We start from the raw sequence: 25,647 nt of genomic DNA, 5'->3' as shown, positions 1-25,647 counted from the left end.
ATGATCCTAAAAAAATATATATTTACCTCCTTTTTTACAATGATATACATAAGTATTTGTTTGTTTGCTATAGAAGTGCTTTCTTATGATCTTTTAGATGAAGAAAAAATTAAAAAAGATTTACAACAAATTGAAAAATTAAATTATATTAATAATAATCAAAAAACTACTATAGATCTTTTAAAATCTGCTTTATATTTTATTGCTGAAAAAAAATTATCTAACGAAAAAATTAAAGAATATCAACATGTTATAAACAATTTTTCTTATATAATTCTACAATTACAAACCGAATATAACAACATACACGAACAACCAACAAATATATATCAAAATCTAACTATTCATGAATTACAACAAAAAATATTCCAAATTAACAATCAATTAATAAACTTATCTGAATTTCTTGTGCAAGAAGAAGATCAATTACATTCTATTTATGTAACATTAAAACTATTACCACAACAACAAATTACTATTAAAAATATATTAAATAATTTAGAACAACAACAAATTTTATTTACTAATACTGATACAGTATATGCCAAATTTATTTCATTTCAAGCAGAACGCTCTGCTAATCGATTAAAATTAGTTGAACTAGAATTAGCTCAATTAAGTGCTAATAACCGAAAGGAATTAATTAAATTAAAAATAGCACTGATAAAAAAAAAATATAATTATACAAATAATTTATTAAAAATATTAAAGAATGAATTAATTTATCTTCGTCATAAAGAAGCTGATCAAGCTATTGCTTATACTGAAAAAATTTTAGAAGAACAACATAATGCATTGCCAAAGTCTATAAAAAACCAATTATATATAAACCATGATCTCTCATTATTAATCACTCAACACACTCAAGATATGAATAATATTATCTTAAGACAAAGAGAAATTGAAACTCATATTTTACAAGTAAATCAAGTTTTTTCGAATTTAGTTGAACAATCACAATGGATAAATAAATCTCCAATTCTTGGAGAAACATTACGTTCTCAAGTTGCTAATTTACCTAAAAAACCTAAAATTCAACAATTAGATAATGATATGGCTAAACTAAAAGCAAAACGATTACAGTACGAGAATTATATAAATAAAATTCCTAATATTATATTAAGTAGCAAACAAGATGATGAATTAGCATTAACACTTACGCAAAAAAATATTCTTGAAAAACAATTAAACATACAGAAAGAATTAATTGTATCTTTATTAAATAATTATGATAATCAAATTCTCGAGCTAACAAAACTAAAATTACTTTATGATCAACTTAAAGATTCTATACAAGCAGTACAACAAGCTACTCATCGTTACTTATTTTGGGTAGCTGATATTTGTCCTATTACCATATATTATCCAATACATGTATATCAAGATATATGCAAACTACTAACCAATAATATTTTTTATAATCAAATTAAATCTGCATTATGCATGATTTTCACAAATCCTAAAACATTAATACCAACAACATTTTGTTTTATGATGTCATTAGGACTACATTTCGGAGTACGCCGTTGGTATTATGAATTTTTAGAAACAACCAGTAAATATGTAGGTAAAGTTAATCGAGATAATTTTTTAATAACCTTTCACAACGTATGGAGTTCTATGTTTATGGCTTTACCTATACCAATTTTATGGATTAGTATAGGATATAATTTAAACCACGCTTGGCCATATCCAATCATTGTCTCTATCGGTGATGGAATGCACGCTACAGCTTTTATGTTATGGATATTCATAGTAAGCAGTTATTTTGCATCTCCTCAAGGATTATTTATCATTCATTTTGGATGGCCTAAAAAAAGAATGCAACAAGTCTTTTCTAAAAATTATTTTTGGTCAGCAACTTCAATTACAATTTTAACAACATCTTTAGTTGTATTTAATAATTATAACAATAGAGAATTCTCTAATACTTTAGGCCGAGTATGTTTTTTTATATTGTGCATTTATTTAATATATCTCACTGCTAATTTAAAACGTTCAGGATTGCCTTTATATTTAAATAAATACAATTCTTCTGATAATATAATTAATCAATTTTTATGGAATATTATGATAGCTGCTCCAATTGTTGCAGCTATTTCTTGTTCAATTGGCTACTTATTTGTTGCTCAAGAATTGTTAATTCGGTTAGAAACATCACTATTGATTTGGATTATATTATTAATAATATATCATTTAATTCGAAGGTGGATGTGTATTCAACGTAGACGTATTGCATTTAAACGATCTAAAACAAAACAAGAAATTCAATTAATTACTGAAAATTATAATGAATCTAATTTAGAAAAAAAATTAATAAAAAAAGAACAATTCGTTAATAATAATAAAAAATCTTTAGATCTCGAAGTTATAAGCACACAATCATTACAACTTATAAGATCTATTATTACTTTAATCGCCTTAATTTTAATGACTTTATTATGGTCTGAATTACGTTTTGCTTTTTCTTTTTTAGAAAATATTACACTATGGGATGTAAAATCTACTATTAAAGGTATTGAAAATATTCAACCTATAACATTAAATAAATTTCTTACTGTTATTGTAGTAATGATCATTACTACAATAACAGTAAGAAATTTACCAGCTTTTCTAGAATTAACACTATTACAATACTTAAATTTCACTCCAAGTACAGAATATGCCATTATTACATTAACTAAATATATTTCAATGTTATCAGGTGGATTAATAGGATTTTCTCTAATAGGAATAGAATGGGTAAAAATTCAATGGTTAATCGCAGCATTAGGGGTAGGATTAGGATTCGGATTACAAGAAATTTTTGCAAATTTTATTTCTGGATTAATGATTTTATTTGAAAAACCAATCCGTATTGGAGATACCATAACTATTCACAATTTTACTGGAAATGTTACTAAAATCAATATTCGAGCAACAGTACTTACTGATTGGGATCATAAAGAAATTATCGTTCCAAATAAAGAATTCATTACAAAAAAATTTATTAATTGGTCACTCTCAGATACAATGACTCGAGTAATCTTTAGAATCCCTGCTCCATTACAAATAGATACAAAAAAAATGATACAAGCACTTACTAAAATAATAAAAAACTCCTCTTTATCTCTAGATACTCCTTCCCCAGAAGTATATTTAATAGATTTTCAACAAGGATTATCTATTTTTGAAATTCGAATATACACTGCAAATATAAAATCCCGAGTTCCTTTACGCCATCAAATTAACACAAGTATTATAAAATACTATAAAGATAATGGTCTAGAATTACCATGTTTTCCCATTTATTTATATAAAGAACATACAACTGCTGTTGACTTAACTTCTTATATTAAAAATACCACTCACTTCAACGAAATTAAACCAACATACTAATCAAACCAAACAAAACCTTCATATATACAAAAAATCATTACATTCTGATTTTTAAACATGTAAAATTTTATTTAAATGATTATTTTACTCTAGAAATATAAGTTCCTGTACTAGTATTAACTTTTATTAAGTCTTCAGATTTAATAAAAAAAGGAACTCTTACTACTGCTCCTGTACTTAAAGTAGCTAATTTATTTCCAGAAGATGTTGACAACGATGAAGCACTCTTCAGAACTGGACCTGTTTTGACAACTCGAAGACACATAATATCCGGAGGTACAACAAGAACCGGATTATTATTCCAAAAAGTAACAAAATAACCCAATTGTTCTTTCATCCATTTTTCAGATTCTCCTATTAAATTTGAATTAATAGAAATTTGGTCAAAATTTATTTCATCCATAAAATACCATAAAGTATTATCCCTATACACGTATATTAATTTAGTTTCAACAACATCAGCTAATTCTAAATATTCCCCGGATTTTAATGTTCTTTCTAATATCTTTCCAGATATTATGTTTTTTAAACGTACTCTATTAAACGATAATCCTTTCCCAGGTTTGACACATTCATTGCCGATGATAACACATGGTTCTTTATTTTGAATCACTTTTAATCCAATTTTTAATTCATTAATCCCATAGTGTATCATAAATTTAACTTTCTATAACCTTACCACTTACTTAATAACAAGTACTTAACTCTTTTTTTTTGCACCTAACCAACCCAAACGCTTGATATACTATGGTCCATAGTATATCAAGCGTTTGGGTTGGTTAGGTGCAAAAACACACTTCATTTACTATTATCTATGTGGAACAATAATACAAATAACAAAAAATAATAATTATTCCAACATTACATCATGCCACCCATACCTCCAGCTCCAGGATTTGCTCCACCTAAATCAGGCTTATCTTCTTTAGGAAGTTCTGTAACCATACATTCCGTCGTAATCATTAATCCAGCTATAGAAGCTGCATATTGCAATGCAGACCTAGTCACTTTAGTAGGATCTAAAATACCTAATTCTATCATATTTCCATATTTCTCAGTTGCAGCATTGTAACCTGTATTTCCTTCTCCAGATCTAACATTATTAGCTATTACGGATGGTTCTTCCCCAGCATTTGCCATGATTTGACGTAAAGGAGCTTCCATAGCCCGTCTTGCTACTTTAATTCCAACATTCTGGTCCTCATTATCTCCACACAAATTTCTAATAGCATTAGCTACTCTGATCAAAGCTACGCCTCCACCAGCAACAACACCTTCTTCTACTGCAGCTCTAGTAGCATGCAAAGCATCCTCAACTCTAGCTTTTTTCTCTTTCATCTCAACTTCAGTAGCAGCTCCCACTTTTATCACTGCAACACCACCAGCTAATTTAGCTACACGTTCTTGAAGTTTTTCACGATCGTAATCAGAAGTAGCCTCATCACGTTGCTGATTAATTTGAGCAACACGACTATCTATTGCTAACTTATTTCCTACTCCATCAATAATAGTAGTTGCATCCTTAGTAATCACCACACGCTTAGCTTGACCCATATCATCTAATGTGGCTTTTTCTAATTCTAATCCAATTTCTTCAGAAATTACAGTACCTGCAGTTAAAATAGCAATATCTTGTAACATAGCCTTACGTCTATCTCCAAATCCAGGCGCTTTTACTGCGGTAACTTTTACTATTCCACGCATATTATTGACCACTAAAGTAGCCAAAGCCTCTCCTTCAACATCTTCAGCTATAATCAATAAAGGCTTTCCAGCTTTCGCCACAGATTCCAATATCGGTAACATTTCTCTAATATTAGATATTTTTTTATCAGCCAATAAAATAAAAGGATGTTCTAACTCAACAGCTCCACTTTCTGGTTTATTAACAAAATAAGGAGAGAGATACCCTCTATCAAACTGCATGCCTTCAACTACATCTAATTCATCTTGCAATCCGGATCCTTCTTCTACGGTAATAACTCCTTCTTTACCAACTTTGTCCATCGCCTGAGCTATTAATTTGCCTACAGTTTCATCAGAATTTGCAGAAATAGTCCCTACCTGAGCAATAGCCTTAGGATCTGAACACGGAACAGATAGTTTCTTCAATTCTTCCACCGCTGCTACTACTGCTTTATCTATGCCACGCTTTAAATCCATTGGATTCATTCCAGCAGCAACTGCTTTTAATCCTTCATTAACTATAGATTGAGCTAATACAGTAGCAGTTGTAGTACCATCCCCAGCAGAATCATTTGCTTTAGAGGCTACTTCCTTTACCATTTGAGCCCCCATATTTTCAAATTTATCTTCTAATTCTATTTCTCGTGCTACAGACACACCATCTTTAGTGATTACCGGAGCTCCAAAAGACTTATCTAATACCACATTACGACCTTTTGGTCCTAATGTAACTTTCACCGCATCGGCTAAAACATTAACTCCTCTAAGCATCTTAACACGAGCATCATTACCAAATTTTACATCTTTAGCTGCCATTTCATTTTCCCTTAAAAAATTTTTAGTTAAATTAATAAGTTAGTCACTAATTATTTTTCAACGATAGCAAGGATATCGTTTTCTGACATAATTAATACCTCTTCATTATCAATTTTCTCTACTTTTACACCATACCCGTCATTGAAAATAATTGTATCACCAACGCGTACATCTAAAGCTTTTACTTCCCCATTTTCCAAAACACGGCCATGACCAACAGCCAACACTTCACCTCGTGTAGACTTTCCAGCTGCAGACCCGGTCAATACGATACCCCCAGCAGACTTTGATTCAACTTCTTTACGTTTTACAATTACACGATCATGCAATGGACGAATTTTCATTTAACGCTCCCTAATTATTATAATATTACATCTACTTACAATATCTCATTTAATCATAATTAAAAAATAAAACTTTATACCATTATCTTCTCAAGACAATATGTAAAATGGGGGCATTCATCATTCCTTCAAGGGGTTATAATAAAAACTTTTATATAAAACTTAATTATTCTAATTTTTCAGCAATAAAAAGACTAACAAAACATAATTTATCTAATTTTTTTACAAATATCAACATACTCATTACATTAAATTTTATTAAAAATATCATCGATCACATGCTGATAGATAACAAATATACTGTTAACTCGTTTAAAACAATTTTTTTATTGTATTTAATATATTGTTACAATACCGTATAATAATAAATTAAATATTTTAACTCATTATAATAGGAATTATTAGTTTTTACAATGACAAACAAAATGATTATTATTCTATGTACTTTACCTAATAAAAAAAAATTTGCTTTAGAATTGATACAAATATTATTACATCTAAAATTAGCAGCATGTATAAGCCTATTAAATAATGTACACTCTTACTATTACTGGAACAATAAATTAGAAACTTCCAATGAATTACAACTTTTAATCAAAACAAAATCTGATTTACAGAAAGAAATTTTTAATAAAATTAAAGAACTTCATCCTTATTCTATACCGGAATTATTATCAATACCTATAATTAATTCTGAATTAAATTACTTAAATTGGATGATCAACACTTTAAAATAAAAATATCTTCTTACTTTACTTCATGCGCAACAATTTATCTTTACATCACTAATATAATAATCAACACAAAAACTCCTGCTGTTCTCTTTTAAGATTACATTCATTTTCTAATTCATATTCAATTGAATTTTTAAAAATCTTCATCAATTTTTTCAGTATTTATTGTATACTACATATATTATATAGTATTATCCTAACTAAGATTATCATAATTTTCTGCCCGGATAGCTCAGTTGGTAGAGCAGAGGACTGAAGATCCTCGTGTCCTTGGTTCGATTCCAAGTCCGGGCACATTGCATATTAATATTATATTATTATAAAAATATATAAACATCTTAAATATATTTAGAATAAACTTAAATTAAAAATTGGTACGAATTTCAATTGATAATTTATACTTCCTTCACACAAAAACTCACAGAAAATTACACTACTATTAAAAATAATAATACTAAATAAACTATAGATTTTTAAACATTCTGTATATTAAACATCAAATATCTATATATTTTATATATAACATACTATCCATGCATGCATAACAAACATATACTAAACCTTTGATTTAAAATATAAAAATCTAGATAAATATATTGTGCATCAATAATGTAATGCTATACTTATAAAAAATTTGTATATAACCTAACAAAAATTATAAGTGTATTAATATCATGAGAGATGCAACTAAACTTATCATATCTGGAAGAAATAAAAATTTTACACAAGGTGCGGTAAATCCTATCATTCAAAGAGCATCTTCAGTTATTTTTCATTCCGTCGAACAAAAAAAAGATGCCTTTAAACACCGAATGAATAGAAAATTATTTTATGGAAGATATGGTACTCTTTCTCATTTTTCTCTACAAGAATCTATGATGGAATTAGAAGGCGGATCAGGTTGCACATTATACCCATGTGGTACAGCTGCTATTACTCATACAATTCTTGCATTTATAACTGCAGGAGATCATATTTTAATTACAGGCTCAGCCTATGAACCAACTCAAAATTTTTGTCGAGTAATTTCTAAAAAAATGAACATTCAAATTACTTGGTTCAATCCATTAATTGGTATTAATATTACCAGTCTTATTCAAAATAATACTAAATTAATTGTTCTAGAATCTCCTAGTTCTATTACCATGGAAGTACAAAATATCCCCGAAATAGTTAAAGCAGCACGTACAAAAAAAAAAGATATTATTATATTGTTAGATAATACTTGGTCAGCAGGAGTTTTTCTGAAAGCTTTAAAAATAGGAATAGACATATCTATTCAATCTGGTACAAAATATATTCTAGGACATTCTGACGGTATGCTCGGTACTGCAGTATCTAATGCCAGATGTTGGGACCAATTAAAAGAACACTCTTATTTAATGGGGCAAATTATTGATGCGGATACTGCATATATGGCAACTCGTGGACTACGTACATTACATACTAGATTAAAACAACACGAAGAAAATGGATTGAATATAGCTCATTGGTTGTCTACACATCCAAAAATACATCAAGTTAATCATCCAGCTTTATCTAACTGTAAAGGTCATGAATATTTTGTAAGAGACTTTAGTGGATCTAGCGGACTATTCTCTTTTATTTTAAAACAACGTCTTACTAATATGCAGCTATCAAATTTTCTTAATAATTTTAAATATTTTAAAATGGCATATTCTTGGGGAGGATTCGAGTCGTTAATTATAACAAATCAGGCAGAAGAATTACACGCTATCCGTCCTGTTGGATTATTAGACTTTACAGGCACATTAGTGCGAATACATATAGGACTAGAGCACTATAAAGATTTACTTCAAGATCTATCAAATGGATTAGATCGTATCTAATTTTTAATATAAAGTATTATCTTAAATCATTAACCACAACAAACTAAACAAAACTAATGCAATCATTTATGAAATGAATATACTCAATTATGAATTTTAAAGATGCTTAATTTTCTCTAAACATTACCTCCTTATTAAGTTCATCAATTTTCAATTGCATAATTTTATGGCAATGTGCAGTTACATTACGAACTTGATTGAGCTTATATCGACATGTTTCTACAGGAGGCATAATTTCAATTATTACCAATCCATTTGACCAACGATTCAATTTAATTTTATTATTAGATATATTGGATACACAAATCGGAATAATAGGAACTTTAGCAAAAATTGCTGTATAAAAAGCTCCTGTTCTAAAAGGTAATAATCCTTTTCCACGGTTTCTCGTTCCCTCTGGGAAAATCCATACTGACATACCATAAACTTTAATAATATTAATAATTTTTAATAAAACTTTACGAGTTTTCTGTATACTACAATGCGATCGATTGATCAATATATTTCCACTTAACCAATACAATTGACCAAATAATGGAACCCATAATAAACTTTTTTTTCCTATTGTTATAGTATTCGGTTGTACTGCATTAGATACTGTTACCATATCATAATTATTTTGATGATTAGAAATATATACATAATTTTTAAACTTAGACAAATCTTTAGATTTACGTACTTCAATCTTCACTCCAATAATAAAAGCCATATATCCAAATAATTGACTAAACACATTAACACAACATAACTTTCTAGAAACACATAAACAATAAACTATGCCAAACACACAAATATTAATTGATATTATCAAAATTAAAACTACACGAATTATAGCAATCATATATCAACAAACATCTATCACTACTTTTGGTAAAAATATACCAAATATATAATACTTATTTTACAAAAAAATAAATCTTCAATATATATACAACAAATATAATAATGCAAACATTATTTTATAAAAACATATCTTTATCAAAAAAAAAGATATTAATTACTCTAATTTAGAGAATAAATATTATACATATATTGTATATATAATACTATATTATAATTTATTATCTTTTATTTAATAAATATACAACTTTAAAGTTTACTTCTACAACTAATATAAGTTACTAAATCTAAAATAGTTAATACAGGCATACCATACTGTTTTGAAAATTTAACTATTTCTACAGTACGAGCCATACTACCATCCTCATTAGTAACTTCACATAACACTCCAAATGGTTTTTTTAAACCAGCTAATGTAACTAAATCAACTGCAGCTTCTGTGTGACCTAATCGCATTAATACTCCTCCATTGTTCGCTTTTAAAGGAAACACATGTCCAGGTCGATTTAAATCAGAAGGTTTTGCGCAATCTTCTATCGAAGTCTTGATAGTAGTTAATCGATCCCTTGCTGAAACACCAGTAGTTACACCTTTTGAAGCTTCTATAGTAACAGTAAAAGCAGTTTTATAATTATTGCTGTTATTTTCTACCATCATCGGTAAATTTAACTGCTCACATCTATCTTCTGTTAAACATAGACAAACTATACCACTACCATGTCGGATAGCTAAAGCCATCTGATTAACAGTCATATTTTCTGCAGCAAATATCATATCTCCTTCATTTTCTCGATTTTCATCATCTATCACTAAAACTCCACGACCCTCATGCAACGCATCTAATGCATTTCGAACACGTTCTATCGGAGTTCCAAATTCAAGTAAAAGATCTTCTCGTTGGTACATAATTATTTAAATTCTCGATAAATACTTTACTAAAACTTCTTATAATGTTAAGAAGTATATATTAAAAATTTTAATTAATTTAATAAAATAAAAATTTAATACAATACTTAATTTTTTAATACATTATCAACATCAACTGTTCTATTCTTTAACAACTAATAAAATATTATAATTTTATTTGTAAAAATACAAATTCAACCGAAGGATAAATTTACAATATCATTTTAAAATTGTATAATTTTATTTCTGTTAATTATTACCTAATTACCTATAAAGTAAATTTAATTACAATATTTTTATATTAACAACATGTAGAATAAAATTTAAGAATATTTCCTATGTTTGATCCTAAAACTATTGAAAAATTTGCTCGATATTTACATGAATCCATTCCTAAAGCTATTTCTAACTTTACGTGCGATTTAGATTCCAAAATACGAAAAATATTACAAAGTCAACTTGATTGCATGAATATTCCTAATAAAGAAGAATTTGATGCACAATCTCAATTTCTTTTTGAAATACAAGAAAAAATAAAAAAACTAGAAAAAAGAGTAGAAATATTAGAAGAAGTATGTAAACAAAAGTTTAATAAAAATTAATAATACAATAAACATTATAAAACAAATATAACATATAAATTAACACAATATATTCGAAAATTTTTATCTTTACTTTATTTTATTTGTCATATAAATATTTTTAAAAAAACATTCCAATAACAAAAAATAAAATTTTATTAACTTAACTAAATTTGTTCATATTAATTTTATTTACCGTATTATTTTGAATAAAATTAATTATTCTACTACTAGAATAACCAGCATGAAATTTTAATACACATACTTTTCCTCCTTTACTAAAAACTTCTTTATTTCCATCAATTTCACAAACACTATAATCACCTCCTTTTACTAAAAAATCAGGAGATATTTCTGAAATTAATCTAGCAGGAGTATCCTCATAAAAAGGAACCACCCAATCCACCATAGATAAAGCAGACAAAACAAACATACGTTTTTTTAGAGTATTTATAGGTCTTTCTTTCCCTTTTAATCTTCTGGTAGATTCATCGCTATTTACTGCTACAATTAACCTATCTCCAAGTTTCTTTGCTTTAGTTAAATAATTAACATGTCCATAATGCAATATATCAAATACACCATTGGTCATTACTATTTTTTCTCCTCTACTACGTGCTAAAGATACAATTCTTTTTAAAGTATTTTCTTTTAATATAATACCAAATGGTATTTTTTCATATTCATATTGTTGAACAATATTTTTCATTTCATTTATATCAACAGTAGAAGTGCCATATTTACCTATCACTACTCCTGCAGCTAAATTGGCTAAAAAACACGCTTTTTCCAAGCTAATACCAGATGATAGAGCTGCAGATAATACCCCAACAACTGTATCCCCAGCTCCAGTAACATCATATACCACTTTTGATTGAGCTTCTAAGTATAACGGATCTATTATTTTTTTTCTTAATAAAACCATACCTCGTTCAGCTCGAGTCACTAATAACGCCGAAAAATCATAATCATTCATAATCTCTCGAGCACGATTAATTAAAATTCTATCATTACGACAAAATCCAGCAACTGATTCAAATTCTGACATATTAGGAGTTAATATAGTTGCTCCTTTATAACGAGAAAATTGTATCCCCTTCGGATCTATTATTACTGGAATACTCTCTAAACGTGCTAATTCTATTATTTCTTCTATTTTATCTAAAGTACCTTTTGCGTAATCAGATAACACTAAAATTTTATGTTTTTTTAAATGTAATTTAACTTGATTCATCAACTGAGTTGTATCAATATTTCTAATATTTTTTTCAAAATCTAACCGAATATATTGTTTATTCTTAGATAATACTCGTAATTTTAGGGTAGTAGAGTATTTATTTAATGCAATAACATTCCACTTTACCTTAAATTTTGTAAGCTGTTTTTTTAAAATATGAGCAGATTTATCTGTCCCTGTTAATCCTATTAATCTTACTTTTCCTCCTAACGAAGCAATATTCATTGCAACATTAGAAGCTCCACCTGGTCTATTAATCACTTTATTAACTTTAACTATCGGTACAGCAGAAGATGATGATGATTCTAAAGAAACTGTATTAGTAGGTCCTATCCAATACCGATCTAACATTACATCTCCAACTATTAATACATTAGACTTTAAAAAATTTACAGAACAACAATTATAATCTTTCATTAACATACCTAAATATCATTAATAAATTGTAACTTAATTTTTTAAAACATTATTATTACATATTAATTAATATTCTTATACTACACATAATAAATAAAATTTGTAGTATTATTTTTATTAACAAAAATCAATGTTCATAAATATAACATTAATAATTATTATATATATTTTACATAAAAATTTTGATTTAGATTCAACAAAAAATATGAAAAAATATTTAGTAGGAGGTGCAGTACGAGATTCATTATTGAATTTACCCATTGTAGAAAAAGATTGGGTTATAACAGGTACAAATCCTCAAAAAATGTTAGAAATAGGCTACGAACAAGTTGGTAAAGATTTTCCAGTATTTTTACATCCTGAAAACCATGAAGAATATGCTCTAGCTCGTACTGAACGTAAATCTGGATTAGGATATACAGGATTTACTTGTTATACTGATCCTTCTGTTACTATTGAAGAAGATTTGTACCGTAGAGATTTAACTATTAATGCTATGGCATATGATATGAATGGAAACTTGTTGGATCCATATCATGGACAGAGAGATATTAAACTAAAATTACTAAGACATGTTTCTAATTCATTCCATGAAGATCCATTAAGAATTTTAAGGGTTGCAAGATTTGCTGCAAAATTTAAACATATGGGATTCGCTATTGCTTCAGAAACATTACAACTTATAACTCAAATGTCTTCTTCCAAAGAATTACAATTATTATCCTCAGAACGCATATGGATGGAAACTAAAAAAGCTCTCCTCACAGAGAATCCTCAAGTATATTTCCAAGTTTTACAAAAATGTGGTGCATTAAAAATATTATTCCCTGAATTATATACATTATTTACAATATCCAGTTCAAAAAAATGGCATTTCAATTGTAATAACATAGGTGATCATACTATGTGCAAATTGTTTAATATCTCTCGTTTAACTAAAAATATTGCTGTACGTTTCGCAATATTATGTTGTAATTTAGGTGAACAATATAATTTATCCAAACAATCTCACTATAACAATATAACAACACAATCAACACATTCATCAGTATATACTTTATGCAAAAGATTAAAAATTCCAAATAATATTTTAAAATTATCAACAATAGTTTCTATTTACTATAATTATTTATATGATGTTACGAGATTATCTGAAAGAATGATTATGACAATATTTAAGGAATTTAATTGCTGGCGTTGCCCAGAAAACATTGAATTAATTATTTATATGAATAAATCTCATTTATTAGATAATAAATCTTATATTCAATGCTTATATTATCAAGAAAAGTTTTTACGAACGGCTTTTACGTTAACTAATCAAATAAAAGTCAATGAAATTATAAACGATGGATTTTATAAAATTCATATAGGGCGAGAATTATACAACAGAAGATTACACCTTTTAAGAACATGGAATAAAAAAGAACTATAGATAATTTATTTATTTTTTTACTGACACAATATTTATATTTTTATTTAAAACTTCACAATCATCCTTAATAAAAATATTATACAAAATCATGTTTAATCTACACAAAATATTACACACTTTTTAATCCTAAATATATTCCTAAGGCTAACATAAATCTATACATCGCAAATGGAATTAAAGAAATACTCTGAATTACTCCTAATAAAAATCTAATAGAAAATATTGAAATAACAAACGTTGTTACACATCCCACAACAATTATATATATATCAGTAATATCATTAATATCAGCCTTATAACGACATATAGCAAATATAACAGATCCAAGTATAATTGGAACAGCTAAAAAAAATGAAAATTGAGATGCTACTCTTCTATCTAAACCTACTAATAACCCACCCCCAATAGTTGCGCCAGATCTAGAAAATCCTGGAAAAAAAGCTAAACATTGAAATAATCCTATTAAAAAAGCTTGGTAATAAGTTATATTATTTATATTTAGTGTTATACTATATTTTGACAATAACGATAACTTATACCAACGCCATTCTCCAATGCATAAAAATACTCCTCCTGCCACTAAACCATACATAATAATAATTGGATTACATAGCAACAATTCAATTTTTGAATAACATAAAAATCCAACGATTATTCCTGGAATAGTTCCAATAAATATATGTAACACTCCTAAACAAGAAATACTATTATATCTTGAACCAAAAAAACTGAGTACACTATGTTTAATAACACAATACAAATCTTTCCAAAAAACTATTAAAATAGCTAAAACGGCTCCTAATTGAATAGTTATTGTAATAGTTTTTATTACAAGATCGTCCATATCACAATTTAATAATAACTTTTCAATTAAAATTATATGTCCTGTCGAAGAAATAGGAAGAAATTCAGTTATACCTTCCACTACACCTAAAATTAAAGCGACAATTAATTTAAACGTATCTAACATTATTTTAAATCTCTCATAATTTACGTAATGGTAAATACATACATAATATAAAATATAAACAAATTCTAAAAATTAATATTAAAACTACATATAGCTAATATTAATAAAACAATTAATTATCATTTTTATCTATATAATATTAATTATTTTAATCCTGTATATAATTTGAATTTCTTAGAACTATTCATCTTGCTTCGTGAAATACAAAACCCAACATTATACGCATTACGTATCGCATTTGGTTTGTTGACTTTTACTTGGATCCAGGAAATTATAGGAAATCTACTCATTAAATTTTCTATTATTATTTCTGCAACACTTTCAATTATTAAAAAATGTCTCGAATTTATTATATCTAATATTACTTTATTTATTTTAGTATAATCTAAGTAAATAAGTGTACTTGAATCAAATTCAAAAATTTTATCATCATAAGTTAATTGTAAGTCAAAAACTAATTTTTGTAAGCATTGCTTTTCCCAGTCGTATACGCCAATTCTAGCCATTACTACTAATTGATCTATATATAAAAGTTTCATAAATTAAAATTCATATTTATCCAATAATAAAACAAATATTAATATTTAGTTTACACCAAACCAAATATGTATAATAATTGTTATTTAACTTATTACTCTAAATTCTCATGATCATAATTACTATATTAATAATACTTGCTTATTTATTAGGATCAATATCTGGAGCTATTTTAATATGTAAAATTTTTCATTTATCCGATCCCAGAGATAACGGTTCTAAAAATCCTGGAGCTACTAATATATTTAGAATATTTGGTTATAAGTTAGCAATTTATGTAACATTCTTTGATATATTAAAAGGTTCTATTCCAATTTGTATAGGATTATATTTTAAAATTCCTTCTATTTATTTACACATAATAACTATTTTTGCATGCATAGGACATATGTATCCTATATTCTTCCAATTCAAAGGAGGAAAAGGAGTTGCTACTGCATTTGGAAGTCTGTCTACAATAGATATTAACTTTTTTATTATTATGATTAGTTCATGGATTGTTACTGTATTACTTTTCAAATATTCATCTGTAGGATCAATAACTACTTCATTAATAATTCCACTTTATGCATGGTATATTCAATATCCACACTTTTTATTAATTATATTATTATCTTGCTTGATATTAATTCGACATATTAATAATATTAAGCGATTATGGAAACATCAGGAAAAACGTCTTTAAATTCATAACTACTATTTTAATATTTACATAAATTTATGTACGTAAACAAATAAGATTAAAATTAAATATATTTCACTTAATTTCTACTTTAGACAACGATTCTAATGACCAACGAGGTTTTACTGAAATAGATAAATCAGGATTAGCCACTAGTCCTGATTTTAACCTGATCAAACCAGCACAAGCTACCATAGCTCCATTATCCGTACAAAATTCTAATTTTGGATATAATAAATTACCTTGAATAGAATTTACCATTTTCGACAAATGTGATCGTAACACACAATTAGCACTGACTCCTCCAGAAATTACTAAATTTTTTATTTTTGTTTGTTTTAAAGCGCGATAACATTTAATAGTTAAAGTTTCAGCTACAGCACGTTCAAATCCACATGCAATGTCAGCTTTAGTTTGATTATCGTTAATTCTTAATGACATAATTACTCGTGATACAGCTGTCTTTAGTCCAGAAAAACTAAAATTTAAACCTGGTTTATTAATCATTGGTTTCGTAAAAATATAACGATCTTGTATGCCATCTCGAGCCATTTTTGATAATGCAGCTCCACCAGGATACTTTAATCCTAATAATACCGCAATTTTATCAAATACCTCCCCAACTGCATCATCTACTGACTCTCCTAAAATTTTATATTCTCCTATTGTATTTACCATCACAAGTTGAGTATGTCCTCCAGATACTAATAAAGCAATAAAAGGAAATTTAATAGTATTAGCATAATTACAATAAAAATTAGCATCAAAAACTATATTTTTCAGATTTAATATAGGTGCTAACAAATGAGCTTCCATATGATGAATATCAATAACAGGTATATTCCATGAATATGCTAAAGAACGAGCAACAGCAGAACCTACTAATAACGCCCCTACTAAACCTGGACCAGCAGTATAAGCAATCCCATGTATATCGGATGAATTTAATCCAGTTTCTTTTAACACAGACAAAATTAAAGGGATAATTCTCAATATATGATCTCTTGCTGCTAATTCTGGCACAACTCCTCCATAATTTGAATGTAATAAACTTTGACTATATATCTTATTTATTAACAATCCTTCGTTTTGATCATATACTGCTATTCCAGTTTCATCACATGAAGTTTCAATTCCCAAAACACGCATATATTATATTACTTTATTTATATACATTATTACATTTAGATAACAATAATAATTAATCAAATATTTTGAAAAATTAAATATTCTGCACTATAATAAAAAAATTGATATTATCGCTATGAATTATAAAATAACGTCAATTATATAACAATATAATAATACAAATTAATAAGAGGAAAATATGCCAATAATTAAGATACGTGAAAATGAACCATTTGATGTAGCATTACGTCGTTTTAAAAGATCATGCGAAAAAGCAGGTATATTATCAGAAGTACGTCGTAGAGAATTTTATGAAAAACCTACCACAGAACGAAAAAGAGCAAAAGCATCAGCTATAAAAAGACACATGAAAAAAATAATCAGAGAAAACTCTAAACGAATCAAATCATTTTAATATACTATTTCAATAATTATTTCATCATTCAAAATAAAACAAACTTTTTATATTATTATTAGAATATAATTATCCATATAATTAATTGATTTTTATCATCATTAACAAATAACAACCGATATGAATATGATACAAGTATGATTATTCGTATTCCAACAACATTAATCGATACATTAATATCACGTACTAATATTGTTAATATAGTTAATCAACAAGTACCTTTACAAAAAAAAGGTTCAAATTTTGTTGCATGTTGTCCATTTCATTTAGAAAAATCTCCATCTTTTACTGTAAGTTTTAAAAAACAATTCTACTATTGTTTTAGCTGCGGAGCACACGGTAATGTAATAAATTTTTTAATGAATTATAATCAATACACGTTTATTGAGTCTATACAAAAATTATCTACTATTCATGGAATTTCTATAAAACATTTTTTACACCACAATCATTATGATCAAATCTATTATAAAAATAATTTGCATAAATTTATGTATGATTTATGTAATTACTACCAAAATAATTTAACAAATGAAAAATATTCTTATGCTTATAAATATTTAAAAGATAGAGGATTAACCGATAGTTCTATTTTAAACTTTAATATCGGTTTTGCTCCTACAGGATGGAATAATATCAACTATAACTTAAATCTTAAAACATATGATCATAAATCAATAACTCAGTCAGGAATGTTAATAACAAATAAACAAAAAAACAAATATGATCGATTTCGTGAACGTATTATATTTCCTATGAAAAATCAATCAGGAAAAATAATCGGATTTGGTGGCCGAGTTATTCATCAAAATCATAAACAACCTAAATATCTAAACTCTCCAGATACTGATATTTTTAAAAAAAATCAGTATTTGTATGGATTTTACGAAACTTGCAAAAAACACAAAAATATTCCTTACATATTATTAGTAGAAGGATATATAGATGTAATAATTTTAACACAATTTGGAATAGATTATGTAGTCTCAACACTAGGCACATCTATTTCAGTTAACCATATTCGCTCAATATATAATGTTACCGATCAAATCATTTGCTGCTACGATGGTGATGATGCTGGGAAAAAAGCCGCTTGGCGTACACTTAAAATTATACTACCATATCTTACTGACAATCGAGAAATATGTTTTATGTTTCTACCTAATCAAGAAGATCCTGATACATTAATACGTAAAATAGGAAAAGATAATTTTTTAAAACATATTATGAAAGCACATAGCTTATCCTATTTTTTATTTGAAACTTTATCTAAAGAAACAAACTTACATACATTAGAAGGTCGAGTTAAATTAAGTAGTTTAATATTACCTATAATCGATAAAATTCCAGGTCAAGTATTAAAATTATGTTTAAAACAAAAACTCAGCAAAATAATTGGAATATTAGATGAAAACAAACTAAATCAACTACTTACACAAAAAAATAAATCTATCAATAATATACAATATAAAAATTATATCCCATATAACACAGAACATATTTTAATCGGATTATTGATACAAAACCCAAAACTTGCTAAATTAGTTCCAACTATACAAGGACTAGAAAAACTTACATATAATAAAATAAAAATATTTATAGACTTGGTGAAATTATGTAAATCCTATCCGACTTTAACTACTGCACAATTGCTAAATTTTTATTATAATAAAAATGCTAAAAATGATTGCTTTTTTATTACTCTTAAAAAATTAGCACATTGGAAACATGCAATTAAAAAAGATATGATTGTCGTCACTTTTATCAATTCTTTAACCAAATTATATAATTTAGTTCTCGAACAAAGACAAAATATACTTATTGCGCAAGATCGAGTCTATAGTTTAACAAAAGAAGAACGCCAAGAACTTTGGACATTGAACCGAAAGTTATCTTTAACACATATATTGAAATAAGTAATGATATCATATACTAATAATATACTACTAATAATAGTTATCAAAAAGATACTTTGTTTTACTTTTCATTTGTTAACATTTTAATTAAAATTATATATGAAGATAATCGTTGTTAATTTGAAATATTATTTTTTACACTCGTGGGAGTCGTTTTATGGAACATAACCCACAATCACAACTAAAATTACTTGTTACTCGTGGAAAGGAACAAGGTTACTTAACTTTTTCTGAAGTAAATGACCATTTACCAGAAGATATTATTGATTCTGACCAATTAAACAATATTATTCAAATGATGAATGATATGGGTATTCAAGTAATGGAAGAAGCTCCTGATTCTGATGAATTTTTATTAACAAAAAATTGTGATACAGTTGTTAATAATGATGAAGAAGACGCAACAGAAGCTGCAATGCAAGCTTTATCTAATGTAGACCCAGATTTAGGAAGAACTACAGATCCAATTCGCATGTATATGAAAGAAATGGGTGCTGTAGAATTATTAACTAGAGAAGGAGAAATAGATATTGCTAAAAGAATTGAAGATGGAATTAATCAAGTACAATGTTCAGTAGCTGAATATCCAGAAGCAATCACTTATTTACTAGAACAATATAAACGTGTAGAAACAGGAGAAACTCGTCTATCAGATTTAATTACTGGTTTTGTTGATCTTGATATAAATCAAAACATTAATACAATACAAACAACACAACCTATTAATCATATTTCATCCAATGTTATAACAGATGATGAAGATAATACAGAAAATGAAGATGATGATAATAATATTGATCCGGAATTAGCTCGAAAAAAATTTATAACTTTACAAAAACAATATGAAATCACTCGAGAAACAATTAAAAATAATGGCCGAAACCATAATAAATCATTATCTGAAATCTTAAAACTTTCTGAAGTATTCAAACAATTTAGATTAGTTCCAAAACAATTTGATTATTTAGTTAATAACATGCGCACTATGATGGACCGAATTCGTTTTCAAGAACGATTAATCATGAGATTATGTGTAGATATGAGCAAAATGCCAAAAAAAAAGTTTATTGATTTATTTTCAGGTAACGAAACTAATAAAACTTGGCTAATTAAAGCATTATCTATAGATGAATCATGGTCTAAAAAATTATATACAGTTAATGAAGAAATACAACAAAGCATAAGGAAACTATATCAAATAGAAAAAGAAACAGGATTAACAATAGAACAAGTAAAAAATATTAACCGACGTATGTCTATTGGTGAAGCTAAAGCCCGAAGAGCTAAAAAAGAAATGGTTGAAGCTAATTTAAGATTAGTTATATCTATTGCCAAAAAATATACAAATAGAGGATTACAATTTTTAGATTTAATACAAGAAGGTAATATTGGATTAATGAAAGCAGTGGATAAATTCGAATACCGTCGTGGTTACAAATTTTCTACTTATGCGACTTGGTGGATCCGTCAAGCTATTACTAGATCTATAGCAGATCAAGCTCGTACTATTAGAATTCCAGTGCACATGATTGAAACCATAAATAAACTTAATCGTATTTCAAGACAGATTTTGCAAGAAACAGGATGTGAACCTACACCAGAAGAGCTTTCAAAACGTATGTTAATATCTGAAGATAAAATCAGAAAGGTATTAAAGATTGCTAAAGAACCTGTATCCATGGAAACTCCTATAGGTGATGATGAAGATTCACATCTTGGAGATTTAATTGAAGATACCAGTCTTGATTTACCTTTAGATTCAGCAACATCAGATAATTTAAAAGCTGCTACAAACGATGTCCTCTCTGGATTAACTCCAAGAGAAGCAAAAGTATTACGTATGAGATTTGGTATTGATATGCATACTGATCATACTTTAGAAGAAGTAGGTAAACAATTTGACGTAACACGAGAACGTATTCGCCAAATAGAAGCAAAAGCTTTAAGAAAATTAAGACATCCTAGTCGTTCTGAAATATTAAGAAGTTTTTTAGATGATGATTAATAATAATTAATCTATTTACAATTGATGGTAGAAATAAAAATAAAAAATACATAATAATATCAATAAAAACTATAGACAAATCTAATCAGTATACATGATAATCAACACAGAAAATTTTCATATATCAATTACTTCTATTGCTCTTTATGATCAACAAATATTTAATCATTATATATTCGTAACAATATATACTTTATAAATTTTATTATACTTATAAAGTATTACACATGTTTAATTCATTATACTTTTAATATAAAATAAATATTATTTTTTAATTTTATTGCTTGTATGTATTATAGATTATATATAGTATAATCTGTTTTGTAGAATTAACTTTGGTAGATAAAAATGGCCCCTTAGCTCAGATGGTCAGAGCAAGCGACTCATAATCGCTTGGTCGCTGGTTCAAATCCAGCAGGGGCCATGCATCATCATTATGATGTAACAGTTTTTATTTGTATTTGTTGTTATAAAATTTTTATACCTTATCTTATGAATATAATTCTTATAAAATCATAAAATAAAATTTAAACAATATTCTATATGTCCCACACAACACCCTAAAATAATTAAAATTAATACCCACATAAATGAACTAATCCAATTAAATAATTGAAATTTAAATGAATTTAATCCAGATATTCCAGCAATAATTGGCAAAACTGTTCTGATAAAAGCAACAAAACGACCCATAAACAAAGCCATCAATCCATGTTTATTAAACATATTGCTTGCTTTTTGATATGATTGTCTAGGTAAATATGATACCCAATAATTCAATATTCTTTTATTTTTTAATAAAAATCTTCCTTGCAAATAACTTACCCAACTACCTAAACTAGAAGCAGTAGTTAAAATACTTAAGGTTATAAAAAAATTTAATATACCTTTTTCAACTAATATTCCTAAAACAATTAATAAACTATCTCCAGGCAAAAAAAAAGCTGGAATAATAGCATTTTCTAAAAATAATACAATAAACACCACTATATAAAAAATTAAAATTAATTTAATATTAGAAGATAATGTTAAACCATTTTGAGTCACTACACTTAATAATTCTTTTAATATATTCATAATTTTTTATTTAATATACAATAAATATGTATATTGGTTTTAACATAATTTTTTAAAGATAAAAAACCCATAAACTTTAATAATATCAGTAAATTTGCTTATCAAATATCTTATTGTAATACAATAAAAAAATAAAATTAAATTTGGATTTAACATGCAATTCCATTAAAAATTTAAAAAACATTACTAATATGCTATATCTTATAAAATCATCTATTATTTTTTACATACATTTATATCTGTAATCATTATAGTTTATGCATGATATAAAAGTTGATCTTTAAGCCGGGTTCTGTCTAGGGCAATCATTTATCTATATTTATATTCACATATAAATTAAAGCGGCTTACCCAAATTCAGCACGGACCATGCTATAGAACTTTTATTTAGCCTTGCTCCAAGCGGAGTTTACATTACTACAAATTGTTACCAATTGTATGGTGCGCTCTTACCGCGCCTTTTCACCCTTACCATTTTCATTCTGTACATATTACTTTTACTATAAATTATATTAATAATGTGTATAATAATATATATTATTAAAAATGGCGGTATCTTTTCTGTTGCACTTGTCGTAGATTTACATCCCCCAGGAATTATCTGGCGCTTTGTCCTACGGAGCCCGGACTTTCCTCTCCTTTTATTTTATTTCTTTTATAATTCAAAAAAAAATTAAAAGCAGCGATTGCCTAATCAACTTTTATATCTAAAATACTTACAAATATTACATAATTAATTGTATATCATTTATTTTTATTTAATTTTTCATATAAATACCTTTGATATAAAATATTTTTCTTAATACCATATATCTTTCCAACTAAAGTCGCAGCCTTCTTTATAGACAATTCTGATGCTAACAACCTCATTACATCCCATACTCGTGGAGATAATTTATTATAATTTTTATCACTATATCCTGATATAACCAATACTATCTCTCCTTTTATACGAGATGTATCTTGTTGTATCCAAAACAACAATTTATCTACTGGCGCTCCATAAATACTCTCCCAAATTTTACTTAACTCCCTTACTAATACAACATAACGTGTTTTTCCAAAAACAGATACTATATCTTTTAAACTATCTATGATCCTGTATTTTACATCATAAAAAATTAAAGTTCTTGATTCTTTTGATAATTCTTTCAAACGATGTATTCGTAAACTTTGTTTAGATGGAAGAAATCCTTCAAAACAAAAACGACTTACAGGTAATCCAGATCCACAAAGTGCTGCAATAGCAGCACATGGTCCAGGCAATGAAATTACTTTTATTTTCTTTTCATGACAAGTTTGTACTAACCTATATCCTGGATCACTAATTAAAGGGCTTCCTGCATCAGAAATTAAAGCTAAATTATATCCTTCCTGCAGTTTTGAAATTAATAAAGGAATTCTGCTTTCTTCATTATATCTATTCATAATATATATAGATGATTTAATAGAAAAAAAATTTAACAGAACCCTAACTCGACAAGTGCTTTCCGCAATAATACAATCTACTTGACGTAATGTAGATAACGCTCTATATGTAATATCTTGTAAATTACCAATAGGAGTAGGCACAATATATAACGCATTATTTAAATTCACTTGAATATATATTCACACTATCTATCAAAATAAATCACACTAAACACAATCAAAAACACATTATATTTAGACAATAAATTCATTATTATATAATGAATTGCACTATTATATTAATTCAAATCTTTACTAATTATCGTAACTTTTCAAAAACTTACTACTTAAATAAAATATATCTTAATTTATCAATATTCACTATATAATAAATCCTATTCTATCTACATAAAACAATATTTTAACAATAATTGTATATACTACTAATACTAAATTATATTATAAAAAATAGTATTATTTTTATAATATACTATACATATATACTGCATATACGTAATTATATTAATATGAAAAATTATACAACACTTTTTACATTATTAATCTTATTTGTCTTTGTATTATTCTCAGGATGCACTAGTCTATTAACTATAGGAACTGCCACAATTATCACTACTACATGGTATGATACCCGAACTATAGGATCTCAAATAGATGATAATATCCTTAAAATAAGAATTTTTCATGCTCTTAATCAAGATAAACAAATTAAAGAATCCACCAGAATAATAAATACAGTATATCAAGGTAATATATTATTAACAGGACAATCTCCTTCTTCAGAATTATCCAAAAAAATTATAACAATTATCATGAATATTAATGGAACAAAAAAAATTTATAACGCTATCAGAAAAAAACCACCAATATCTTTACAAGACATTTTATTTGATTCACTAATTAGCAACCAAATACGATTTAACTTACTCACCAATAAAAATATCCATATATCAAAAATTAAAGTTATTACAGAAAATAGAGAAGTATTTCTGTTAGGTCAAGTCACTCATAAAGAAGGTCAATATGCTGAAAAAATAGCAAAAACTATAAAAGGTGTAAAAAATGTATTTCCTATTTTTACTTTTATGTAAAAATTCATTCAATTAAAATATTATTAAATTCAATTACACATTCTTCTATTTTTTAACTATATTTAAATATACTACTACTAACTAATAACACGATACTTATATTTATTACATAATTTATGTTTCATATTCTATCTTTCTTTCAATCAATATACAAGATAACATCAAATAAAAAAAA

At 26.7% G+C, this 25,647-nt stretch carries 21 protein-coding genes, 2 tRNA genes and 1 other RNA gene; 12 read left to right on the top strand and 12 right to left on the bottom strand.

The features are described from left to right. Positions 1 to 39 precede the first annotated feature (39 nt). Positions 40 to 3,378: a miniconductance mechanosensitive channel MscM gene (gene mscM, locus Bpudo544_RS00370; protein WP_500825386.1), complete on the top strand. Its 3,339-nt coding sequence runs from the start codon at positions 40 to 42 to the stop codon at positions 3,376 to 3,378. Between the two features lie 79 nt (positions 3,379 to 3,457). On the opposite strand, the gene efp is transcribed toward mscM, so the two are convergent. From efp to Bpudo544_RS00355, 3 genes are all read right to left on the bottom strand, one after another. Then, on the bottom strand, positions 3,458 to 4,033 hold the full coding sequence (gene efp, locus Bpudo544_RS00365; RefSeq protein ID WP_500825385.1) for an elongation factor P: 576 nt from the start codon (positions 4,031 to 4,033) through the stop codon (positions 3,458 to 3,460). Positions 4,034 to 4,239: 206 nt separating this feature from the next. Next, positions 4,240 to 5,880 (bottom strand): chaperonin GroEL, encoded by a 1,641-nt coding sequence (gene groL, locus Bpudo544_RS00360; RefSeq protein WP_500825384.1) that lies wholly within the window; start codon positions 5,878 to 5,880, stop codon positions 4,240 to 4,242. A gap of 50 nt (positions 5,881 to 5,930) precedes the next feature. Beyond that, entirely contained in the window at positions 5,931 to 6,224 is a 294-nt protein-coding gene (locus Bpudo544_RS00355; protein WP_013516405.1) for a co-chaperone GroES, read from the bottom strand. A gap of 413 nt (positions 6,225 to 6,637) precedes the next feature. Here Bpudo544_RS00355 and cutA point away from each other — a divergent pair, with 413 nt between their 5' ends. From cutA to metC, 3 genes are all read left to right on the top strand, one after another. Continuing rightward, the gene (cutA, locus tag Bpudo544_RS00350; RefSeq protein ID WP_500825383.1) at positions 6,638 to 6,961 is read left to right on the top strand and encodes a divalent-cation tolerance protein CutA; all 324 of its coding nucleotides are present in this window, start codon (positions 6,638 to 6,640) and stop codon (positions 6,959 to 6,961) included. Positions 6,962 to 7,179: 218 nt separating this feature from the next. Next, positions 7,180 to 7,252 (top strand) — tRNA-Phe (locus Bpudo544_RS00345). Positions 7,253 to 7,632: 380 nt separating this feature from the next. After that, positions 7,633 to 8,808, top strand: a complete 1,176-nt coding sequence (gene metC, locus Bpudo544_RS00340; protein ID WP_500825382.1) for a cystathionine beta-lyase — start codon at positions 7,633 to 7,635, stop codon at positions 8,806 to 8,808. A gap of 106 nt (positions 8,809 to 8,914) precedes the next feature. Here metC and Bpudo544_RS00335 read toward each other — a convergent pair whose 3' ends face one another. Then, positions 8,915 to 9,649: a 1-acylglycerol-3-phosphate O-acyltransferase gene (locus Bpudo544_RS00335; protein ID WP_500825381.1), complete on the bottom strand. Its 735-nt coding sequence runs from the start codon at positions 9,647 to 9,649 to the stop codon at positions 8,915 to 8,917. A gap of 248 nt (positions 9,650 to 9,897) precedes the next feature. Continuing rightward, entirely contained in the window at positions 9,898 to 10,554 is a 657-nt protein-coding gene (ribB, locus tag Bpudo544_RS00330; protein WP_500825380.1) for a 3,4-dihydroxy-2-butanone-4-phosphate synthase, read from the bottom strand. Positions 10,555 to 10,892: 338 nt separating this feature from the next. Between ribB and Bpudo544_RS00325 the strand changes: the two genes are divergently transcribed. Continuing rightward, a complete protein-coding gene (locus Bpudo544_RS00325) occupies positions 10,893 to 11,156 on the top strand; it encodes an accessory factor UbiK family protein (protein WP_500825379.1) in 264 nt (87 codons plus the stop codon). 142 nt (positions 11,157 to 11,298) lie between these two features. On the opposite strand, the gene hldE is transcribed toward Bpudo544_RS00325, so the two are convergent. Beyond that, entirely contained in the window at positions 11,299 to 12,789 is a 1,491-nt protein-coding gene (hldE, locus tag Bpudo544_RS00320) for a bifunctional D-glycero-beta-D-manno-heptose-7-phosphate kinase/D-glycero-beta-D-manno-heptose 1-phosphate adenylyltransferase HldE (protein ID WP_500825378.1), read from the bottom strand. Between the two features lie 205 nt (positions 12,790 to 12,994). Between hldE and Bpudo544_RS00315 the strand changes: the two genes are divergently transcribed. Beyond that, complete coding sequence (locus tag Bpudo544_RS00315; RefSeq protein ID WP_500825377.1) at positions 12,995 to 14,224, top strand: multifunctional CCA addition/repair protein; 1,230 nt, start codon at positions 12,995 to 12,997, stop codon at positions 14,222 to 14,224. A 109-nt stretch (positions 14,225 to 14,333) separates the two neighbouring features. On the opposite strand, the gene uppP is transcribed toward Bpudo544_RS00315, so the two are convergent. Together uppP and Bpudo544_RS00305 are read right to left on the bottom strand one after the other, a co-directional pair. Then, entirely contained in the window at positions 14,334 to 15,194 is an 861-nt protein-coding gene (gene uppP / locus Bpudo544_RS00310; protein WP_500825376.1) for an undecaprenyl-diphosphatase UppP, read from the bottom strand. Between the two features lie 143 nt (positions 15,195 to 15,337). After that, complete coding sequence (locus Bpudo544_RS00305; RefSeq protein WP_500825375.1) at positions 15,338 to 15,733, bottom strand: dihydroneopterin aldolase; 396 nt, start codon at positions 15,731 to 15,733, stop codon at positions 15,338 to 15,340. Between the two features lie 107 nt (positions 15,734 to 15,840). On the opposite strand from Bpudo544_RS00305, the gene plsY reads away from it, so the two are divergent. Then, a complete protein-coding gene (gene plsY, locus Bpudo544_RS00300; protein WP_500825374.1) occupies positions 15,841 to 16,416 on the top strand; it encodes a glycerol-3-phosphate 1-O-acyltransferase PlsY in 576 nt (191 codons plus the stop codon). 72 nt (positions 16,417 to 16,488) lie between these two features. On the opposite strand, the gene tsaD is transcribed toward plsY, so the two are convergent. Continuing rightward, positions 16,489 to 17,562 carry a tRNA (adenosine(37)-N6)-threonylcarbamoyltransferase complex transferase subunit TsaD gene (gene tsaD / locus Bpudo544_RS00295; protein ID WP_500825373.1) on the bottom strand — a complete coding sequence of 358 codons (1,074 nt, stop codon included), beginning with the start codon at positions 17,560 to 17,562 and terminating at the stop codon, positions 16,489 to 16,491. A gap of 178 nt (positions 17,563 to 17,740) precedes the next feature. Between tsaD and rpsU the strand changes: the two genes are divergently transcribed. The 4 genes from rpsU (at position 17,741) to Bpudo544_RS00275 (ending at position 22,301) form a co-directional block, all read left to right on the top strand. Next, a complete protein-coding gene (gene rpsU, locus Bpudo544_RS00290) occupies positions 17,741 to 17,956 on the top strand; it encodes a 30S ribosomal protein S21 (RefSeq protein ID WP_500825372.1) in 216 nt (71 codons plus the stop codon). Positions 17,957 to 18,093: 137 nt separating this feature from the next. After that, entirely contained in the window at positions 18,094 to 19,872 is a 1,779-nt protein-coding gene (gene dnaG, locus Bpudo544_RS00285; protein WP_500825371.1) for a DNA primase, read from the top strand. A 157-nt stretch (positions 19,873 to 20,029) separates the two neighbouring features. Further along, complete coding sequence (rpoD, locus tag Bpudo544_RS00280; protein WP_500825370.1) at positions 20,030 to 21,877, top strand: RNA polymerase sigma factor RpoD; 1,848 nt, start codon at positions 20,030 to 20,032, stop codon at positions 21,875 to 21,877. 350 nt (positions 21,878 to 22,227) lie between these two features. Continuing rightward, a tRNA-Ile gene (locus Bpudo544_RS00275) sits at positions 22,228 to 22,301 on the top strand. A gap of 89 nt (positions 22,302 to 22,390) precedes the next feature. Here Bpudo544_RS00275 and Bpudo544_RS00270 read toward each other — a convergent pair. The 3 genes from Bpudo544_RS00270 to rsmI all read right to left on the bottom strand — a co-directional run bounded on the left by Bpudo544_RS00270 (position 22,391) and on the right by rsmI (position 24,552). After that, a complete protein-coding gene (locus tag Bpudo544_RS00270) occupies positions 22,391 to 22,954 on the bottom strand; it encodes a DedA family protein (protein WP_500825369.1) in 564 nt (187 codons plus the stop codon). Between the two features lie 265 nt (positions 22,955 to 23,219). Further along, positions 23,220 to 23,655: RNase P RNA component class A (rnpB, locus tag Bpudo544_RS00265), an RNA gene on the bottom strand. 42 nt (positions 23,656 to 23,697) lie between these two features. Further along, on the bottom strand, positions 23,698 to 24,552 hold the full coding sequence (rsmI, locus tag Bpudo544_RS00260) for a 16S rRNA (cytidine(1402)-2'-O)-methyltransferase (RefSeq protein ID WP_500825368.1): 855 nt from the start codon (positions 24,550 to 24,552) through the stop codon (positions 23,698 to 23,700). 338 nt (positions 24,553 to 24,890) lie between these two features. Between rsmI and dolP the strand changes: the two genes are divergently transcribed. Further along, positions 24,891 to 25,472: a division/outer membrane stress-associated lipid-binding lipoprotein gene (dolP, locus tag Bpudo544_RS00255; RefSeq protein ID WP_500825367.1), complete on the top strand. Its 582-nt coding sequence runs from the start codon at positions 24,891 to 24,893 to the stop codon at positions 25,470 to 25,472. The last annotated feature ends 175 nt before the right edge of the window (positions 25,473 to 25,647 follow it).

Source organism: Blochmannia endosymbiont of Camponotus pudorosus, assembly GCF_059934925.1.
The sequence above is the reverse complement of the archived record's forward strand: the minus strand, read 5'-3'. Positions and strand labels throughout refer to the sequence as shown.

Excerpts from the sequence above, each read along its gene's own strand:
- metC (WP_500825382.1), top strand. The coding sequence starts at position 7,633 with ATGAGAGATGCAACTAAACTTATCATATCTGGAAGAAATAAAAATTTT.
- mscM (WP_500825386.1), top strand. The coding sequence starts at position 40 with ATGATATACATAAGTATTTGTTTGTTTGCTATAGAAGTGCTTTCTTAT.
- plsY (WP_500825374.1), top strand. The coding sequence starts at position 15,841 with ATGATCATAATTACTATATTAATAATACTTGCTTATTTATTAGGATCA.
- rpsU (WP_500825372.1), top strand. The coding sequence starts at position 17,741 with ATGCCAATAATTAAGATACGTGAAAATGAACCATTTGATGTAGCATTA.
- tsaD (WP_500825373.1), bottom strand. The coding sequence starts at position 17,562 with ATGCGTGTTTTGGGAATTGAAACTTCATGTGATGAAACTGGAATAGCA.
- efp (WP_500825385.1), bottom strand. The coding sequence starts at position 4,033 with ATGATACACTATGGGATTAATGAATTAAAAATTGGATTAAAAGTGATT.
- rpoD (WP_500825370.1), top strand. The coding sequence starts at position 20,030 with ATGGAACATAACCCACAATCACAACTAAAATTACTTGTTACTCGTGGA.
- groL (WP_500825384.1), bottom strand. The coding sequence starts at position 5,880 with ATGGCAGCTAAAGATGTAAAATTTGGTAATGATGCTCGTGTTAAGATG.
- hldE (WP_500825378.1), bottom strand. The coding sequence starts at position 12,789 with ATGAAAGATTATAATTGTTGTTCTGTAAATTTTTTAAAGTCTAATGTA.
- Bpudo544_RS00270 (WP_500825369.1), bottom strand. The coding sequence starts at position 22,954 with ATGAATATATTAAAAGAATTATTAAGTGTAGTGACTCAAAATGGTTTA.
- dnaG (WP_500825371.1), top strand. The coding sequence starts at position 18,094 with ATGATTATTCGTATTCCAACAACATTAATCGATACATTAATATCACGT.
- ribB (WP_500825380.1), bottom strand. The coding sequence starts at position 10,554 with ATGTACCAACGAGAAGATCTTTTACTTGAATTTGGAACTCCGATAGAA.
- Bpudo544_RS00305 (WP_500825375.1), bottom strand. The coding sequence starts at position 15,733 with ATGAAACTTTTATATATAGATCAATTAGTAGTAATGGCTAGAATTGGC.
- Bpudo544_RS00355 (WP_013516405.1), bottom strand. The coding sequence starts at position 6,224 with ATGAAAATTCGTCCATTGCATGATCGTGTAATTGTAAAACGTAAAGAA.
- Bpudo544_RS00325 (WP_500825379.1), top strand. The coding sequence starts at position 10,893 with ATGTTTGATCCTAAAACTATTGAAAAATTTGCTCGATATTTACATGAA.
- Bpudo544_RS00315 (WP_500825377.1), top strand. The coding sequence starts at position 12,995 with ATGAAAAAATATTTAGTAGGAGGTGCAGTACGAGATTCATTATTGAAT.
- uppP (WP_500825376.1), bottom strand. The coding sequence starts at position 15,194 with ATGTTAGATACGTTTAAATTAATTGTCGCTTTAATTTTAGGTGTAGTG.
- cutA (WP_500825383.1), top strand. The coding sequence starts at position 6,638 with ATGACAAACAAAATGATTATTATTCTATGTACTTTACCTAATAAAAAA.
- dolP (WP_500825367.1), top strand. The coding sequence starts at position 24,891 with ATGAAAAATTATACAACACTTTTTACATTATTAATCTTATTTGTCTTT.
- Bpudo544_RS00335 (WP_500825381.1), bottom strand. The coding sequence starts at position 9,649 with ATGATTGCTATAATTCGTGTAGTTTTAATTTTGATAATATCAATTAAT.